Genomic DNA, 15,692 nt, shown 5'->3' with positions numbered 1-15,692 from the left:
GGGCCTGAACGCAGGCCCTACTGAATGATTATCGGCGATCGAGGATCTCAAAACAGAAACTGTGCGAATTGTTCTCATCAGCATCGTGAAACTCGCTGAAGGTCGACTGCCATTCGTCCGGTTCGTAGTCCGGGAAATGGGTATCGCCCTCCACTTCTGCATCAATATGCGTCAGATAAAGGCGATCGGCACGCGGCAGCATTTGCTCATAAATACGTCCGCCGCCGATCACCATCAGCTCTTCCACCTCACCAGCGGCACTTAGCGCATCTTCGATGCCGGTCACCCAGACCACACCTTCGGCCTCACCCTTCTGGCGACTGATCACAATATTCAGACGGCCCGGCAGCGGACGGCCGATGGATTCCCAGGTACGGCGTCCCATAATCACCGGTTTATTCAAGGTGTGTTTTTTGAACCAGGCCAGGTCGGCCGGCAGGTGCCACGGCATGGCATTTTCCATACCAATGACGCGATCGGCTGCAAGGGCAGCAATCAGGCTAATCATCATATCAAACTCAACAGGGGGTAAAATTGGCGCCATCATACGTAAAGGTGAAACTTTCGTCGATAGCTAACCAAGAGTAATTAGGTAAAGGTTTAGCAAGGTATCGGTTCCATCACCCTGTGCATGTTTTTCGCCGTCTGAATAGTGCGGGCATGCTAAACTTCTGCAATCTATTTGCCGCAGGCTACCACTATGTTAGAAACCAGCTTATTTGTTGCCACCATCGTGGCGCTCGGAATGCTTTCTCCCGGCCCTGATTTTTTCCTGATCGTTAAAAATGCCGCTCGCTATCGCCGTAGCGCCGCGATGATGAGCGCGCTCGGCGTAAACTGCGCGGTTGCCAGCCATATGGCCTACTGTGTCGCCGGGCTGGCGGTGGTGATCACCACCACGCCGTGGCTGTTTATGCTGCTGAAATATGCCGGTGCCGCCTATTTGATTTATATCGGTATTCAGGCGCTGATGTCACGCGGCAACGGTACAATGAATATCAACAATGTCACACTGGAAGAGACCTCATTGAAAAAAGCCTTCCTGCAAGGCTACCTGTGCAACCTGCTTAATCCCAAAGCCACGCTGTTCTTCCTGTCGATCTTCACTCAGGTGCTGAACGTCAATTCAGGCATCAGCGAAAAACTGCTTTATGCGGGGATTATTCTTGGCCTGTCGGCCATCTGGTGGCCATCACTGGTGCTGCTGATGCAGAGCGGTCCGGTACGTCGTGGGCTGGCAAAAGCCCAGCGCGTGGTGGACAAACTGCTCGGCGGCGTGCTGATTGCGTTGGGGATAAAGGTCGCGTTGTCCTGACGGCTGGCTATACCTGTCATCTTCTGCGCCATGAAAAAGCCCCTCCCGATCGACCGGGAGGGGCTTTTTATTGTCGGCTGCTTATCGCTACCGGGCCAGAGCGGGGGCGCACCCCGCTCTTGTGCTTAGCTGACGATCTGCGCGTGCATCTCCTGCACCGAAATAACCTGCTCGGTGGCGCTGGCATTCAGTGAGTTGGCGGTGGCGAAACCGCCGTTCAGCGTGGTGTCGTAGTGGACCTTATACTGCAGGGCACTGCGGCGGATCAGCTTAGAATCTTCAATCGCCTGACGCCCGGCTGTGGTGTTGACAATATAAGCGTACTCGCCGTTCTTCAGGCGGTCCTGGATATGCGGACGCCCTTCATGCACCTTGTTAACCTGGCGAACTTCGATACCGGCCGCCGTCAACACCGATGCGGTGCCAGCGGTGGCATCCAGCTCGAAGCCAAACTCCTGTAGGCGACGCGCCAGCTCTACGATACGTTTTTTATCCCCTTCGCGTACCGACAGCAGCGCACGACCGCTTTTCTTCATGTTGCTTTGTGCGCCAAGCATCGCCTTGCAGAAGGCCTCGGCGAAGTTACGGCCCACGCCCATCACTTCACCGGTCGAACGCATTTCCGGGCCGAGGATCGGGTCAACGCCCTGGAACTTGTTAAACGGCAGTACCACCTCTTTGACCGAGTAATACGGCGGGATAATCTCTTTGGTCATGCCCTGCGCCGCCAGGGTTTTACCCGCCATCACGCGCGCGGCCACTTTCGCCAACGGCATACCGGTGGCTTTGGACACAAACGGGACGGTACGGGCGGCACGCGGGTTAACCTCAATCAGGTAAACTTCGTTATCCTTGACCGCAAACTGCACGTTCATCAGGCCGCGTACGCCCAGCTCAAACGCCAGCTTTTTCACCTGCTCACGCATCACGTCCTGAATTTCCGCACTCAGCGTGTAGGCTGGCAGTGAACAGGCCGAGTCGCCGGAGTGTACGCCAGCCTGCTCGATATGTTCCATAATGCCGCCAATCAGCACCTGCTCGCCGTCACAGATGGCATCAACGTCGACTTCTACCGCATCGTCGAGGAAGCGGTCCAGCAGCACCGGCGCATCGTTTGATACCGATACGGCGGTGTTAAAGTAGCGCTTCAGGTCGATTTCGTCATAGACGATTTCCATTGCGCGGCCGCCCAGCACGTAAGACGGACGCACCACCAGCGGATAGCCGATGATCGCCGCTTTTTCTACGGCCATCTCGATGGCGGTCACCGTGGCGTTAGCCGGCTGCTTTAGACCGAGGCGCTCAACCGCCTGCTGGAAACGTTCGCGGTCTTCAGCGCGGTCAATGGCATCCGGGCTGGTGCCGATAACCGGGACACCGGCGGCCTCCAGCGCACGCGCCAGCTTCAGCGGCGTCTGCCCGCCGTACTGTACGATAACCCCTTTCGGCTTCTCGATGCGCACGATTTCCAGCACGTCTTCCAGCGTCACCGGCTCAAAGTACAGGCGGTCGGACGTGTCATAGTCGGTGGACACGGTTTCCGGGTTGCAGTTGACCATAATGGTTTCAAAACCGTCTTCGCGCAGCGCCAGCGAGGCATGCACGCAGCAGTAGTCGAACTCAATGCCCTGCCCGATACGGTTCGGCCCGCCGCCCAGTACCATAATCTTGTCGCGATCCTGGTGTGGGTTAGCCTCACACTCCTCTTCATACGTCGAGTACATGTAGGCCGTGTCGGTGGAAAACTCCGCCGCGCAGGTATCCACGCGCTTATACACCGGGTGCAGATTATGCTGCTCGCGCAGCTGACGGATTTCGCTTTCAGGTACGCCGGCCAGCGCCGACAGGCGCGCATCGGCAAAGCCTTTACGCTTCAGGGTACGCAGGAAGTCGTAGCTCAAACCACTCACGCCCTCTTGCGCCACCTGCTGCTCCAGCTGCACCAGCTCTTCAATCTGTACCAGGAACCAGCGGTCGACGTTAGTCAGCGCAAACACATCTTCCACCGTCAGTCCGGCGCGGAACGCATCGGCGATGTACCAGATACGATCAGAACCCGCATCCTTCAGCTCGCGGCGGATGGTGGTCAGCGCTTCGGGATCGTTCAGATCGACTTTCGGGTCAAAGCCGTTCGCGCCGACTTCCAGACCGCGCAACGCTTTCTGCATTGACTCCTGCAGCGTTCGGCCAATGGCCATCACTTCGCCCACGGATTTCATCTGCGTGGTCAGACGGTCGTTAGTGCCGGCAAATTTCTCGAAGTTAAAACGCGGGATCTTGGTGACAACATAGTCGATGGACGGCTCAAACGAGGCCGGGGTCAGGCCACCGGTGATATCGTTCATCAGCTCATCCAGCGTATAGCCCACGGCCAGCTTGGCGGCGATCTTGGCAATCGGGAAGCCGGTGGCTTTCGAGGCCAAAGCCGAGGAGCGCGAGACGCGCGGATTCATTTCGATGATGATCAGACGGCCATTTTCCGGGTTGACCGAGAACTGGACGTTAGAGCCGCCGGTTTCCACACCGATTTCACGCAGCACCGCCATCGAGGCGTTACGCATGATCTGATACTCTTTATCGGTCAGGGTCTGGGCCGGCGCAACGGTGATTGAATCGCCGGTATGTATTCCCATCGCATCAAAGTTTTCAATTGAGCAGACGATGATGCAGTTGTCGTTTTTATCACGCACCACCTCCATCTCGTACTCTTTCCAGCCAATCAGCGATTCATCGATCAACAGCTCATTGGTCGGAGACAGGTCAAGACCGCGTTCGCAGATCTCTTCAAACTCTTCGCGATTGTAAGCAATGCCGCCGCCGGTGCCGCCCATGGTAAAGGAGGGGCGAATAATGCACGGAAAACCGACGTCGGCAGCCACTGCCAGCGCTTCTTCCATGGTATGGGCGATACCGGAACGCGCGGTATCCAGGCCGATACTCTTCATCGCCACGTCAAAACGGCGGCGATCTTCTGCTTTATCGATCGCATCAGCGGTAGCGCCGATCATCGTCACGCCAAATTCAGCCAGTACGCCCTGACGTTCCAGCTCCAGCGCGCAGTTCAGCGCGGTTTGACCGCCCATGGTCGGCAATACCGCATCCGGGCGCTCTTTTTCGATAATTTTGCGCACCACTTCCCAGTGAATCGGCTCGATGTAGGTCGCATCGGCCATCTCAGGGTCGGTCATTATGGTCGCCGGGTTGGAGTTCACCAGGATAACGCGGTAACCCTCTTCGCGCAGCGCTTTACACGCCTGCGCACCGGAGTAGTCAAATTCACAGGCCTGGCCGATAACAATCGGGCCAGCGCCAAGGATCAGGATACTTTTTATGTCTGTACGTTTTGGCATTTTTTCGCTCCTGATTATTTGGCAGTCGAACGGTAGGCTTCAATCAGTTCGATGAAGTGATCGAACAACGGGGCCGCATCATGCGGGCCTGGGCTCGCTTCCGGGTGGCCCTGGAAGCTGAAGGCCGCTTTATCGGTGCGGTGAATGCCCTGTACCGTGTGGTCAAACAGTGAGGTATGGGTAACGCGCAGATTAGCCGGAAGGTGGCTGTCGTCGACGGCAAAACCATGGTTCTGCGCGGTGATCATCACCGTGTTGTTATCGTGATCTTTCACCGGATGGTTACCGCCGTGGTGGCCGAGTTTCATTTTTACCGTCCTGGCACCGCTGGAAAGTGCCAGCAGCTGATGGCCGAGGCAAATACCAAATACTGGAATGTCGGTTTCCAGCAGACGGTTAATCGCCGTAATCGCATAGTCGCACGGCTCCGGGTCGCCCGGGCCGTTTGAGAGGAACACGCCGTCCGGATTAAGTTTCAGCACGTCTTCTGCACGGGTTTGGGCGGGCACCACCGTCAGGCGGCAGCCGCGGTCGACCAGCATACGCAAGATGTTGCGCTTCACGCCGTAGTCGTAAGCCACCACATGGTACGGCAGGTCACTTTCGGCTTTTGCCTTCGGCAGCTCTTCTTCCAGCGTCCAGCTACCCTGTAACCACGTATAGGCTTCCGGTGTGGTCACCTCTTTTGCCAGGTCCATCCCTTTCAGGCCCGGAAACGCGCGCGCCTTTTCCAGCGCTACGGCGGCGTCCAGCGCATCGCCGGCAATGATACAGCCGTTTTGTGCCCCTTTTTCACGCAGCAGACGAGTCAGTTTGCGTGTATCGATATCGGCAATAGCGACAATGTTGTGGCGAATCAGATATTCAGACAGGCCTTCCTCATTGCGATAGTTGCTGGCAATCAGCGGTAAGTCGCGGATAACCAGACCTGCCGCATGAACCTGAGTTGATTCTTCATCAGCGGAGTTGGTGCCGACATTGCCGATATGGGGATAAGTGAGAGTAACGATTTGGCGAGAATAGGAAGGATCGGTGAGGATTTCTTGATAACCGGTCATTGAAGTGTTGAAAACAACTTCTCCCACTGCCGATCCGATTGCCCCTATGGCCCGACCGTGGAATTGGGTTCCGTCTTCCAGAACCAAAAGCGCTGACTTAATCAAAACATCCTCCAGGGAATAAACAGTCATATTATCTGCATATTAATTCAGGAACCTAGCCAAAATCAATGCAAAAACTGCCTGACTGCTCAGTTTTTGGCAAATTGCGCGCATTCTAATGATACCCCCTGCTAATGTCTACCCCACAGGGTAGGTTTTTTATCGTTTTTAACTCACTGAAGCAAAAAACGAAGATTTGGCGCTGAAAATGCCACATATCCTGGTCATAAAATCGATTGCCTGCCCCTGATACTGGTTTCCAGACGTTTTAAGACTTAAAAAACAGACCAAATGGTCAAAAACAGCAAATAGCGTCGAAGAAAAGACACCAGAAATAGTCATTACAGACATCTGGAAACAAAATACATAAAAAAACGTCATTTTTTCAATAAAAAAAGGGCAATAAAATAATTACCCTTTTTAGTCATTAATTTAAAACAAAACAACCCATATCAAAAACTGTACTCACCGCCTACAAGTCATGCAGATTCAGCACGCATCTCATATCATAAAGACCTTTTTTACGACCATCCAGCCAGATTGCCGCACGAACCGCACCTTTCGCAAAAGTCATCCGACTGGAAGCCTTGTGGCTTATCTCCACACGCTCGCCGATATCTGCAAACATCGCCGTGTGCTCCCCGACAATATCGCCAGCACGGACGGTGGCAAAACCGATGGTCTGAGCTTCACGTTCTCCGGTGAAACCTTCACGAGCGTAAACGGCATGCTGCTTAAGATCCCAGCTCATCGCGTCGGCTATAGCTTCTCCCATCGCCAGTGCCGTACCGGACGGGGCATCCACTTTATGGCGGTGGTGCGCTTCGATAATTTCGATATCCGCATATTCCCCCATCACCTTGGCCGCTTTTTCCACCAGCTTGAGCACCACATTCACCCCAACGCTGAAGTTGGCGGCAAAGACGATGGCGATATCCTGTGCGGCCGCCTCAATGGCAGCCTTGCCCGCATCGTCAAAACCGGTCGTACCGATCACCATCGCTTTATGATGCTGACGGCAAAACGCAAGATAGTGCAGCGTGCCCTCCGGGCGCGTGAAGTCGATCAGTACGTCAAAATCGTTGGCTACCGCTTCCAGGTCATCGGTAAGGGTAATCCCCAGCGCGCCACAGCCAGCCAACTCTCCGGCATCGGTGCCAACCAGCGATGAACCGCTGCGCACCAGTGCTGCCCCCAGGCGGGCACCTTCAGCCAGAACAACTGCCTGTATAAGTTGACGCCCCATGCGCCCTGCGGCTCCCACGATGGCGATCCGGATTTCTGCATTACTCATAATTATTCATTCCTGACTGATATCTATGCCTTTATAACCTGTACAGGTTAATCATGCGTTAATCCCTGCACCACTATTACCACTCTGCTATAAGAATTTTACGCCAGAGAGAGATGATTATCAGTAAAACAGATTTTGACGAAATGAGGAAAAGGGAAGGGTGGGATAAGGATCGTACGAGATGAAAACCTGAATAAAATGCGCCCAATGTCGTGGTATGCAAAAAAAAGGGGCGCCAAATTCGCGCCCCTGACGGATTAGTCCAGCTGTTTAACCTCTACGCGCAGCTCTTTCGGCACTTCGAAAATGATATTTTCTTCACGGCCAATCAGCTCAACGGCGTCCACGCCGCCCAGCTCGTTGAGCCGCTGGATCACCTGCTGCACCAGTATATCCGGCGCGGAAGCCCCGGCGGTAACGCCAACGCAGCTTACGCCTTTCACCCACGCTTCCTGAATATCCTCGGCGGAATCGATCAGCCGCGCCAGCTTGCCGGCACGCTGGGCCAGTTCCGCCAGGCGATTAGAGTTTGATGAGTTCTTTGAGCCGACTACCAGCACCACGTCAGCATCGCGCGCCAGGGTTCTGACCGCTTCCTGACGATTGGTGGTGGCATAGCAAATATCGTCTTTACGCGGCCCGACAATTTTAGGGAAGCGCGCACGCAGGGCGTCGATCACGTCACTGGTGTCGTCAACCGACAGCGTGGTCTGCGTCATAAAGCACAGATTATCTTCATCCTTAACCTGTAGATTTTGCACATCGCCCGGCTGTTCAACCAGGTACATGCCCCCCTGCGGGTTATTGTACTGCCCCATGGTGCCTTCGACTTCCGGATGGCCCGCATGGCCAATCAGAATGGCCTCGGTGCCCTTACGGCTGGCACGCGCCACTTCCATATGTACCTTAGTGACCAGCGGGCAGGTGGCGTCAAACAGCATGGTTAAGGCACGCGCTTTGGCTTCGGCGCGCACCGCCTGGGAAACGCCGTGGGCGGAGAAGATCAGGATTGAACCGTCCGGAACCTCATCAATCTCTTCAATAAAGATTGCGCCGCGTTCGCGCAGGCTATTGACCACGTAGCGGTTATGCACCACCTCATGACGCACGTAGATCGGCGCGCCATACATTTCCAGCGCACGCTCCACGATGCTGATAGCGCGATCAACGCCCGCGCAGAAACCACGCGGATTAGCCAACAGGATCTGCATTGCTCATCTCCAGGTGCGGATCGATTTCAAGCACGTCGATGTCGAAATGAATGGTCTGTCCGGCAAGCGGATGGTTGAAATCGACGGTGATAGAATCGCCGGAGATCTCACGAATAACCCCCGGCATTTCATTGCCGTCCATGCCGCTGAACAGCATGATGGCGCCGATTTCCGGCTCCCCCGCGTCGACGAAGTCACGACGCGAAAAGTACTGGATCAGGTCCGGGCTGATGCTGCCGAACGCGTCTTGTGCCTCCAGCGCGAACGCCGCCTTACCGCCGACCGACAGCCCGATAAGATGATTTTCCAGCGCCGGAGACAGGCTACCGTCTCCCAGACGAAACAGCGCGGGCTTAGCGTTATTACGCGTGGATTCCGCCGTCGAACCGTCCGCCAGTTTTAGCGTGAAATGCACCAGCACCGCGCTGTTACTCTGTACAGAATCGCTCATGCGTTACCCTTTATGCTCAGACCGTTTACTGGTCGGGTTGATAAACCCTTCCAGTACGATCAGCGCGGCACCGATACAGATACCGCAGTCGGCAATATTAAACGTGGCAAAATGCCAGTCTCCGATAGTGAAGTCGATAAAATCGACGACAAAACCGTGATATGCGCGGTCGAACAGGTTACCCAACGCGCCGCCAACAATCAGCGCATAGGCAATATTATTCAGCCTGTCGCTGGCTTTGCTGCGGTACATCATCACCAGCAGCACCACGACGATAGCGACGGCGATACCGGCGAAGAACCAGCGCTGCCAGCCGCCCTTATCGGCAAGGAAACTGAACGCCGCGCCATAGTTATGGGCGTAAAAGAAGTTGAAGAACGGCATCACCGGCATCGATTCGTGCAGCATCAGATTATTCATAATCCACTGCTTGCTGACGAAATCAATGGCGATCACCACCAGCACCAGCCACAGCCAGCGCAATCCGGTTGAGAGAACGGGTTTACTCATCATGCAAACTTACGCTCTTCACCACTGCCGGCGACGTTAGTCACACAGCGACCGCACATATCAGCGTGTTCGGCATTTTGACCGATATCGCTGGTGTAGTGCCAGCAGCGCGGACACTTCTCACCTTCCGCTTTACGCAGGGCAATTTTCAGGCCTTTCACCGTTTCACTCTGTTGAGCGTCGTCGGGGGCCCCTGCATAATCCGCCACTTCAGCCCCTGATGTCAGCAGCACAAAGCGCAGCTCTTCACCGAGGCTGGTGAGTTTTTCCGCCAGCTGCGCATCGGCATACAGCGTCACGCTGGCTTCCAGCGAACCGCCCACGCGCTTGTCGGCACGCGCCTGCTCAATAACCTTGTTGACTTCACCACGTACTTTCAACAGCTCAGCCCAGTAGGCATCGTTCATCGGCTGGTTATCCTCCAGGCTGAACAGGCCGTCAAACCACTCTTCGGTAAACACGTACTGCGCACGTTTGCCCGGCAGATAGCCCCAGATTTCATCCGCGGTGAAGGACATGATCGGTGCCATCCAACGCACCAGCGCTTCAACGATGTACCACAGCGCGGTCTGGCAGCTGCGGCGCGCCAGGCCATCGGCTTTGGCGGTGTACTGGCGGTCTTTGATGATATCCAGATAGAAGGAGCCCATCTCAACCGAGCAGAACTGCATCAGGCGCTGCACCACTTCATGGAAGTCGTAAGCTTCGTATGAAGCGACGATATCATTCTGTGCCGCCAGCGCACGCCCTACCGCCCAGCGGTCAACCACCACCATCTCTTCCGGTTTAACCTTATCGGTTTCAGGATTGAACCCGGCGAGGTTAGCCAGCAGGAAACGCGCGGTGTTGCGGATACGGCGATAGCTGTCGGCGGAGCGTTTAAGGATTTCGTCGGAAACGGCAATTTCACCGGAGTAATCGGTGGATGCCACCCACAGGCGCAGAATATCAGCACCCAGCTTGTTCATCACATCCTGCGGGCTGACGGTGTTACCCAGCGATTTTGACATCTTGCGGCCCTGACCATCGACGGTGAACCCGTGAGTCAGTACCTGGCGATACGGCGCTTTGCCTTTCATCGCCGTGGAAATCATTAATGACGACATAAACCAGCCGCGATGCTGGTCGGAACCTTCCAGATACAGATCCGGCGCGCTGCCGCCAAATTCAGGGCGCGCATCAACCACTGAATAGCTGGTTGAACCCGAGTCGAACCACACGTCCAGCGTATCCGGCACCTTGACGTAGTTGTCAGCGTCCGCGCCCATCAGTTCGCGGGCATCGAGATCCCACCACGCCTGAATGCCGTCCTGCTCTACGCGCAGGGCCACTTTTTCCATCAGCTCCAGCGAATCCGGGTGCAGCTGCTCGGTGTCTTTATGCACGAACAGCGCCATCGGTACGCCCCAGGTACGCTGGCGCGAGATGCACCAGTCGGGACGGTTGGCGACCATCGATTCAATACGTGCCTGGCCCCAGTCCGGGATCCACTGCACGCCTTTGATCTCCTTCAGCGACTGCGCACGCAGTCCCTTCTGATCCATGCTGATAAACCACTGCGGCGTGGCGCGGAAAATGATCGGGGTTTTGTGACGCCAGCAGTGCGGGTAGCTGTGATGCAGTTTTTCAAGGTGCAGCAGTGCGCCCTTTTCACGCAGCAGTTCAACGATCGTGTCATTGGCTTTAAACACGTTCAGGCCGTCGAGCGTGGGGTAAGTGCCCGGTAAGAAGCTGCCGTCTGGCCCAACCGGATTGGCGGTTTCAATGCCGTACTTCTGCCCGATAACATAGTCGTCCGGGCCGTGGCCCGGGGCGGTGTGCACCGCACCCGTACCGGCTTCCAGCGTCACATGCTCGCCCAGCACCACCGGAGAAACGTGAGCTAAGAACGGATGCTGGAAGCCCATCAGCTCCAGCGCCGCGCCCTGCACGTCGCCCAGCACGGTCCATTGCGTTACGCCAACGCGCTTCATCACGCTGTCGACCATATCTTTGGCAAGGATCAGCGCCCGACCTTCGACCTGAACCAGCTGATAGTCGAATTCAGGATGCAGGGAGATGGCACGGTTAGCCGGCATGGTCCACGGCGTGGTGGTCCAGATAACCAGTGAAATCGGGCCATTGACGTGGGCTGCGCCAAATTTGGCCTGCACCGCGTCTTTATCCACGGCGTCAAACATCACGTCAATAGAGGGAGAGGTTTTATCGTAATACTCCACTTCCGCTTCCGCCAACGCGGAGCGGCAGTCCAGGCACCAGTGTACCGGTTTGGCACCTTTGTGCAGATGGCCGTTGCCGATGATTTTGCCCAGCGCGCGGATGATGTTGGCTTCGGTTTTGAAGTCCATCGTCAGGTAAGGACGATCCCAGTCGCCCAGCACGCCCAGACGGATAAAGTCCGCCTTCTGGCCTTCCACCTGCTCGGCGGCGTATTGACGGCAGGCCGCACGGAATTCCGCCGCGCTGACCTTCTCGCCCGGCTTGCCGATGGTCTGCTCCACTTTATGCTCAATCGGCAGGCCGTGGCAGTCCCAGCCTGGGACATAAGGTGAGTCATAGCCCGCCATGCCTTTCGACTTAACGATAATATCTTTCAGGATCTTGTTAACCGAGTGACCAATATGAATGCTGCCGTTAGCGTAGGGAGGGCCATCGTGCAGAATAAAGGTTTTTTTCCCTTTTTTGGCTTCGCGGATGATGCTGTACAGCTTGTCATCATACCAGCGTTGCAGCATGCCCGGTTCGCGTTTGGCCAGGTCGCCACGCATTGGGAACCCCGTTTCCGGCAAATTCAGGGTAGATTTATAGTCACTCATCAGATTCTCGGTTCCGTATGTCGGTTCTGTTTAAACTTAAACCGATGTTGACTGGCCAAAAAAGCGTCTGGCAGTCACAACATCGTTTGCAATTTGTTCTTTCAGTGCATCGAGCGAGTTAAAACGCTGCTCATCGCGTATTTTATCCAGCAGTACCACTTCAATATGCCGTTCGTAAAGGTCAATGGTAACGTCCAGCAGATGCACTTCCAGCTGTTGACGTAGACCGGCAACGGTAGGCCGTGTCCCGATATTCGCTACGCCGGGCAGCGCTCGCGGCCCCAGGCCCAGCACCTCAACGGCATAAACCCCTTTGACCGGGGAAACGGTACGGCGCAGCGGCAGATTAGCAGTAGGAAAACCGATGGTGCGGCCCAGCGCATCGCCATGCACCACACGACCAGAAATGCTGAATGGGCGACCAAGCAGTGACCGTGCCAGCGGCAGATTATCTTCCGCCAGCGCCTGGCGCACCGCCGTGCTGCTGATACGTTTTCCGTTGTCGCAAAACGTCTGGGTGCTGATGACATCAAAGCCATATTCAACGCCAGCTTTCTGTAATAACAGGAAATCACCCTGGCGACCAGCGCCAAAGCGAAAATCATCGCCCACCGCCAGCAGCTGTACGCCGAGCCTGTTGACCAGCAGATCGGTGATAAAACGTTGCGCACTGTAAGCGGCAAAATGGCGGTCAAAGCTCACACAGAGTACCGCATCCACACCGGCCTGTTCCAGATAGCGCAGCTTTTCGCGCAGCCTCGTCAGCCGGGCGGGCGCCTTTTCAGCGGCGAACAGTTCCAACGGCTGGGGTTCAAACAGCATCACCATCACCGGCAAATTGCGTTCGCGCCCCTCTGCGCACAGCTGCGCAAGTAGCGCCAGGTGCCCGCGATGTACGCCATCGAAGTTGCCGATGGTCAGCACGCAGCCGCGATGCTGCGCTCTAAGGTTATGTATGCCGCGTATCAACTTCATAACTGGCTCAAATTTGTGGAAATCGGCGGATTATACCTTGTACAGCCCTGAAGGTTAACCCACGAATACCGGCTTTGGTGCTTTCTTCCTGCTATTTCATTCTGTATGGTGCTCTCCCAGCGCGGGATAATATTTTTCTTGTGATTAAGCTGTATTAGCCGGGACGAAGCTGATAGAATCTTGCGCCATCGAAACGTAACCAAGTGCCTTTGCTTCACCGGCGCTTATTTGCACAAATCCATTGACAACCGAAGGCGAAAAGGGCATATTCCTCGGCCTTTGAATGTCCTCATAGAACTATTTGGGAGTTGGACCTTGGCTAATATCAAATCAGCTAAGAAACGCGCCGTAACGTCTGAGAAGCGTCGTAAGCATAACGCTAGCCGTCGTTCAATGATGCGTACTTTTATCAAGAAAGTATACGCGGCTATCGCTACTGGCGATAAAGCGGCTGCGCAGAATGCATTTAATGAAATGCAACCACTTGTGGACCGTCAGGCTGCTAAAGGCCTGATCCACAAAAACAAAGCTGCACGTCATAAAGCAAACTTGACTGCACAGATTAGCAAAATGGCTTAAGCCTGCTTGTTAGTCGAGCTTTGATAAAGAAACCGCCTATACGGCGGTTTTTTTATTGGCATTCTTCCTGACCGTTTGCTGCGCGGCGGTGATGCGGCGTTAAAAAGCGCCTCAAAATGCTCACTGACTTCAGTAAGCTGCGCTTTTTCGTGAATTTTTGCCTTGCCTCACCTTTGCTCGCTGCACTCTGTTCGGTGTAAAAAGAGCACTTCAAATACTCACCGCCTCCGGCAAGCTGCGCTTTTTCGTGAATTTTTGCCTTGCCTCACCTTTGCTCGCTGCACTCCATACAATATGGAAAAACCTGTTACACCAGGCAAAACTCGCAGAGCGGGCTACCCCGTCCAACCGTGCAGCCCGCCCCGTGCCCTACCTTAGCTTCACTCGCAGCAACGTATAGCCAACCAGCGCGGAGATCACCGATCCGCTCAGAATGCCAAGCTTAGCCAGCGTCACCAGTTCTTCATGCGCGCCGTCAAACGCCAGCGAAGCGATAAATATCGACATGGTAAATCCAATACCGCAGAGCACGCCGACCGCAGCAATATCAATGAGGCGGGTATTTTCGGGCAGCGCGGCAATTTTCAGCTTCACCGCCAGCCAGCAGATCAGGGTGATCCCCAGCGGTTTACCGATGAATAGCCCCAGCGTGATCCCCAACGGCACGGCAGAGAACAGGCCATTTAAAGAGACTCCGCTGAGAGAAATTCCGGCATTAGCGAAAGCAAACAGCGGCAGGATCAGCCAGCTGACCCAGGGGTGAAGGCCATGCGCCAGCTCAATCGCCGGGGAGTGCCCTTCTTGCTTCTTGAGCGGTATGAACAGGCCAACAATTACCCCGGCCAGCGTGGCATGTACGCCGGATTTCAGTACCGCCACCCACAGCACCATCCCCACGGCCAGATAAACTGACGTTTTACGTACACCACACCCATTCAGCACGGCCAAAACCGCAATGGAGGCAGCCGCCACGGTCAAAGAAATCAGCGAAAGCTCGCTGGTATAGAACAGGGCAATGATAACGATCGCCCCCAGGTCGTCTATCACCGCCAGCGCCATCAGGAACATTTTTAGCGCGGCGGGTACGCGGCTCCCCAACAGGGCAAGAATGCCCAGAGCAAACGCAATATCGGTGGCGGTAGGAATGGCCCAACCGTGGATCGCCTGCGCGTCCTGGTGATTGAATGCGGCATAAATTAATCCCGGTGCCAGCATGCCGCCCAGCGCGGCAATCAGCGGAAACATTGCTCGCTCTCTTCCCTTGAGCGAGCCCATCATCAGTTCACGCTTCACCTCCAGGCCGATCATCAGGAAAAAGAGCGCCATCAGCGCATCGTTAATCCATAAGAGCAGATCTTTATTGATATCCAGTGCACCGAAACGAAACTGAACCGGCAGCGTAAGCATCGCCTGATAGGCGTGCCGGGTGCTGTCGTTATTGGCAAGAAACATGGCAAATGCTGCGGCGACTATCAGTACCACGCCGCCGGTAGCGTCATTTTTTAACAGTTTTTTTAGAAACAGGTTCATTACAGACTCCGCTGATTACCCAGGTGATATTGTCCAGAAGATGGACAGCATACGTGTTTAGTCCATGCAAAAAAACAGTTTATGCCGCGCCTTTCTCCGCGGGTGAAACGGGAAAGCAGGATGCGGGGGAGAGATAAAATCGAGTGGAACGCAGGATAAATAAAAAAGCCGCCAGAGGCGGCTTTACTCAATCAATTCAGCGAGCTTACAGTTCGCAGTACACGCGCGCTTCGCGCGGGGTGTAGATACCTAAAGTCACTACCCTGAGCAGGACATTGACAAAAGTCTCTTGAACTTCAACGCGTTCCACCTTGGCAGCACCGCCACAAATTGCCGCTGCGTCTACCGTTTTCTGCTGGCCGATGCCCGAAACGAAGAAGTGATGAGTGGTAACCTGCTTAGGCGCGGCCACCTGATTATGTTTCATCTGAAAAGTCTGCTGTGCACAGCCGGATAAAAGAACGGCTAAAGTCGTTGCGACCAAAATCTTTTTCATAGAAT

At 55.2% G+C, this 15,692-nt stretch carries 13 protein-coding genes; 2 read left to right on the top strand and 11 right to left on the bottom strand.

All coding sequences use genetic code 11. From position 1 onward, the window contains the following. Positions 1-28: 28 nt before the first annotated feature. A complete protein-coding gene (folA, locus tag ETA_RS04705; protein WP_012440469.1) occupies positions 29-511 on the bottom strand; it encodes a type 3 dihydrofolate reductase in 483 nt (160 codons plus the stop codon). A gap of 189 nt (positions 512-700) precedes the next feature. Between folA and ETA_RS04700 the strand changes: the two genes are divergently transcribed. Then, complete coding sequence (locus tag ETA_RS04700; protein WP_012440468.1) at positions 701-1,315, top strand: LysE family translocator; 615 nt, start codon at positions 701-703, stop codon at positions 1,313-1,315. A gap of 125 nt (positions 1,316-1,440) precedes the next feature. On the opposite strand, the gene carB is transcribed toward ETA_RS04700, so the two are convergent. The 8 genes from carB to ribF all read right to left on the bottom strand — a co-directional run bounded on the left by carB (position 1,441) and on the right by ribF (position 13,082). Next, the gene (carB, locus tag ETA_RS04695; protein WP_012440467.1) at positions 1,441-4,665 is read right to left on the bottom strand and encodes a carbamoyl-phosphate synthase large subunit; all 3,225 of its coding nucleotides are present in this window, start codon (positions 4,663-4,665) and stop codon (positions 1,441-1,443) included. Between the two features lie 14 nt (positions 4,666-4,679). Next, entirely contained in the window at positions 4,680-5,828 is a 1,149-nt protein-coding gene (gene carA, locus ETA_RS04690; protein WP_157861782.1) for a glutamine-hydrolyzing carbamoyl-phosphate synthase small subunit, read from the bottom strand. A 469-nt stretch (positions 5,829-6,297) separates the two neighbouring features. Next, positions 6,298-7,119, bottom strand: coding sequence for a 4-hydroxy-tetrahydrodipicolinate reductase (gene dapB / locus ETA_RS04685; RefSeq protein WP_012440464.1), 822 nt, complete (start codon positions 7,117-7,119; stop codon positions 6,298-6,300). Between the two features lie 257 nt (positions 7,120-7,376). Further along, on the bottom strand, positions 7,377-8,330 hold the full coding sequence (ispH, locus tag ETA_RS04680) for a 4-hydroxy-3-methylbut-2-enyl diphosphate reductase (RefSeq protein WP_012440463.1): 954 nt from the start codon (positions 8,328-8,330) through the stop codon (positions 7,377-7,379). Continuing rightward, on the bottom strand, positions 8,311-8,781 hold the full coding sequence (gene fkpB, locus ETA_RS04675) for an FKBP-type peptidyl-prolyl cis-trans isomerase (RefSeq protein WP_012440462.1): 471 nt from the start codon (positions 8,779-8,781) through the stop codon (positions 8,311-8,313). Before fkpB ends, ispH begins: the two co-directional genes overlap by 20 nt. 3 nt (positions 8,782-8,784) lie before the next feature. Beyond that, the gene (gene lspA, locus ETA_RS04670; protein WP_042958658.1) at positions 8,785-9,294 is read right to left on the bottom strand and encodes a signal peptidase II; all 510 of its coding nucleotides are present in this window, start codon (positions 9,292-9,294) and stop codon (positions 8,785-8,787) included. After that, the gene (gene ileS / locus ETA_RS04665; protein ID WP_012440460.1) at positions 9,291-12,107 is read right to left on the bottom strand and encodes an isoleucine--tRNA ligase; all 2,817 of its coding nucleotides are present in this window, start codon (positions 12,105-12,107) and stop codon (positions 9,291-9,293) included. The genes lspA and ileS overlap by 4 nt, the downstream gene beginning before the upstream one ends. 36 nt (positions 12,108-12,143) lie before the next feature. Then, a complete protein-coding gene (ribF, locus tag ETA_RS04660; RefSeq protein WP_012440459.1) occupies positions 12,144-13,082 on the bottom strand; it encodes a bifunctional riboflavin kinase/FAD synthetase in 939 nt (312 codons plus the stop codon). 315 nt (positions 13,083-13,397) lie between these two features. Between ribF and rpsT the strand changes: the two genes are divergently transcribed. Beyond that, positions 13,398-13,661 carry a 30S ribosomal protein S20 gene (rpsT, locus tag ETA_RS04655; RefSeq protein WP_012440458.1) on the top strand — a complete coding sequence of 88 codons (264 nt, stop codon included), beginning with the start codon at positions 13,398-13,400 and terminating at the stop codon, positions 13,659-13,661. Between the two features lie 369 nt (positions 13,662-14,030). On the opposite strand, the gene nhaA is transcribed toward rpsT, so the two are convergent. Continuing rightward, positions 14,031-15,191 (bottom strand): Na+/H+ antiporter NhaA, encoded by a 1,161-nt coding sequence (gene nhaA / locus ETA_RS04650; RefSeq protein ID WP_012440456.1) that lies wholly within the window; start codon positions 15,189-15,191, stop codon positions 14,031-14,033. 205 nt (positions 15,192-15,396) lie between these two features. Then, positions 15,397-15,687: a Bor family protein gene (locus tag ETA_RS04645; protein ID WP_012440455.1), complete on the bottom strand. Its 291-nt coding sequence runs from the start codon at positions 15,685-15,687 to the stop codon at positions 15,397-15,399. Between the last annotated feature and the right edge of the window lie 5 nt (positions 15,688-15,692).

Source organism: Erwinia tasmaniensis Et1/99, from assembly GCF_000026185.1.
GTDB lineage: Bacteria > Pseudomonadota > Gammaproteobacteria > Enterobacterales > Enterobacteriaceae > Erwinia > Erwinia tasmaniensis.
Note: the sequence above shows the minus strand (reverse complement) of the source record. Positions and strands in the feature narration are given on the sequence as shown.

What these genes read in the sequence shown, in the direction of transcription:
- lspA (WP_042958658.1), bottom strand. Translation starts at nt 9,294, where the DNA reads ATGATGAGTAAACCCGTTCTCTCAACCGGATTGCGCTGGCTGTGGCTG.
- ribF (WP_012440459.1), bottom strand. Translation starts at nt 13,082, where the DNA reads ATGAAGTTGATACGCGGCATACATAACCTTAGAGCGCAGCATCGCGGC.
- ETA_RS04645 (WP_012440455.1), bottom strand. Translation starts at nt 15,687, where the DNA reads ATGAAAAAGATTTTGGTCGCAACGACTTTAGCCGTTCTTTTATCCGGC.
- nhaA (WP_012440456.1), bottom strand. Translation starts at nt 15,191, where the DNA reads ATGAACCTGTTTCTAAAAAAACTGTTAAAAAATGACGCTACCGGCGGC.
- ileS (WP_012440460.1), bottom strand. Translation starts at nt 12,107, where the DNA reads ATGAGTGACTATAAATCTACCCTGAATTTGCCGGAAACGGGGTTCCCA.
- fkpB (WP_012440462.1), bottom strand. Translation starts at nt 8,781, where the DNA reads ATGAGCGATTCTGTACAGAGTAACAGCGCGGTGCTGGTGCATTTCACG.
- ispH (WP_012440463.1), bottom strand. Translation starts at nt 8,330, where the DNA reads ATGCAGATCCTGTTGGCTAATCCGCGTGGTTTCTGCGCGGGCGTTGAT.
- ETA_RS04700 (WP_012440468.1), top strand. Translation starts at nt 701, where the DNA reads ATGTTAGAAACCAGCTTATTTGTTGCCACCATCGTGGCGCTCGGAATG.
- carB (WP_012440467.1), bottom strand. Translation starts at nt 4,665, where the DNA reads ATGCCAAAACGTACAGACATAAAAAGTATCCTGATCCTTGGCGCTGGC.
- folA (WP_012440469.1), bottom strand. Translation starts at nt 511, where the DNA reads ATGATGATTAGCCTGATTGCTGCCCTTGCAGCCGATCGCGTCATTGGT.
- dapB (WP_012440464.1), bottom strand. Translation starts at nt 7,119, where the DNA reads ATGAGTAATGCAGAAATCCGGATCGCCATCGTGGGAGCCGCAGGGCGC.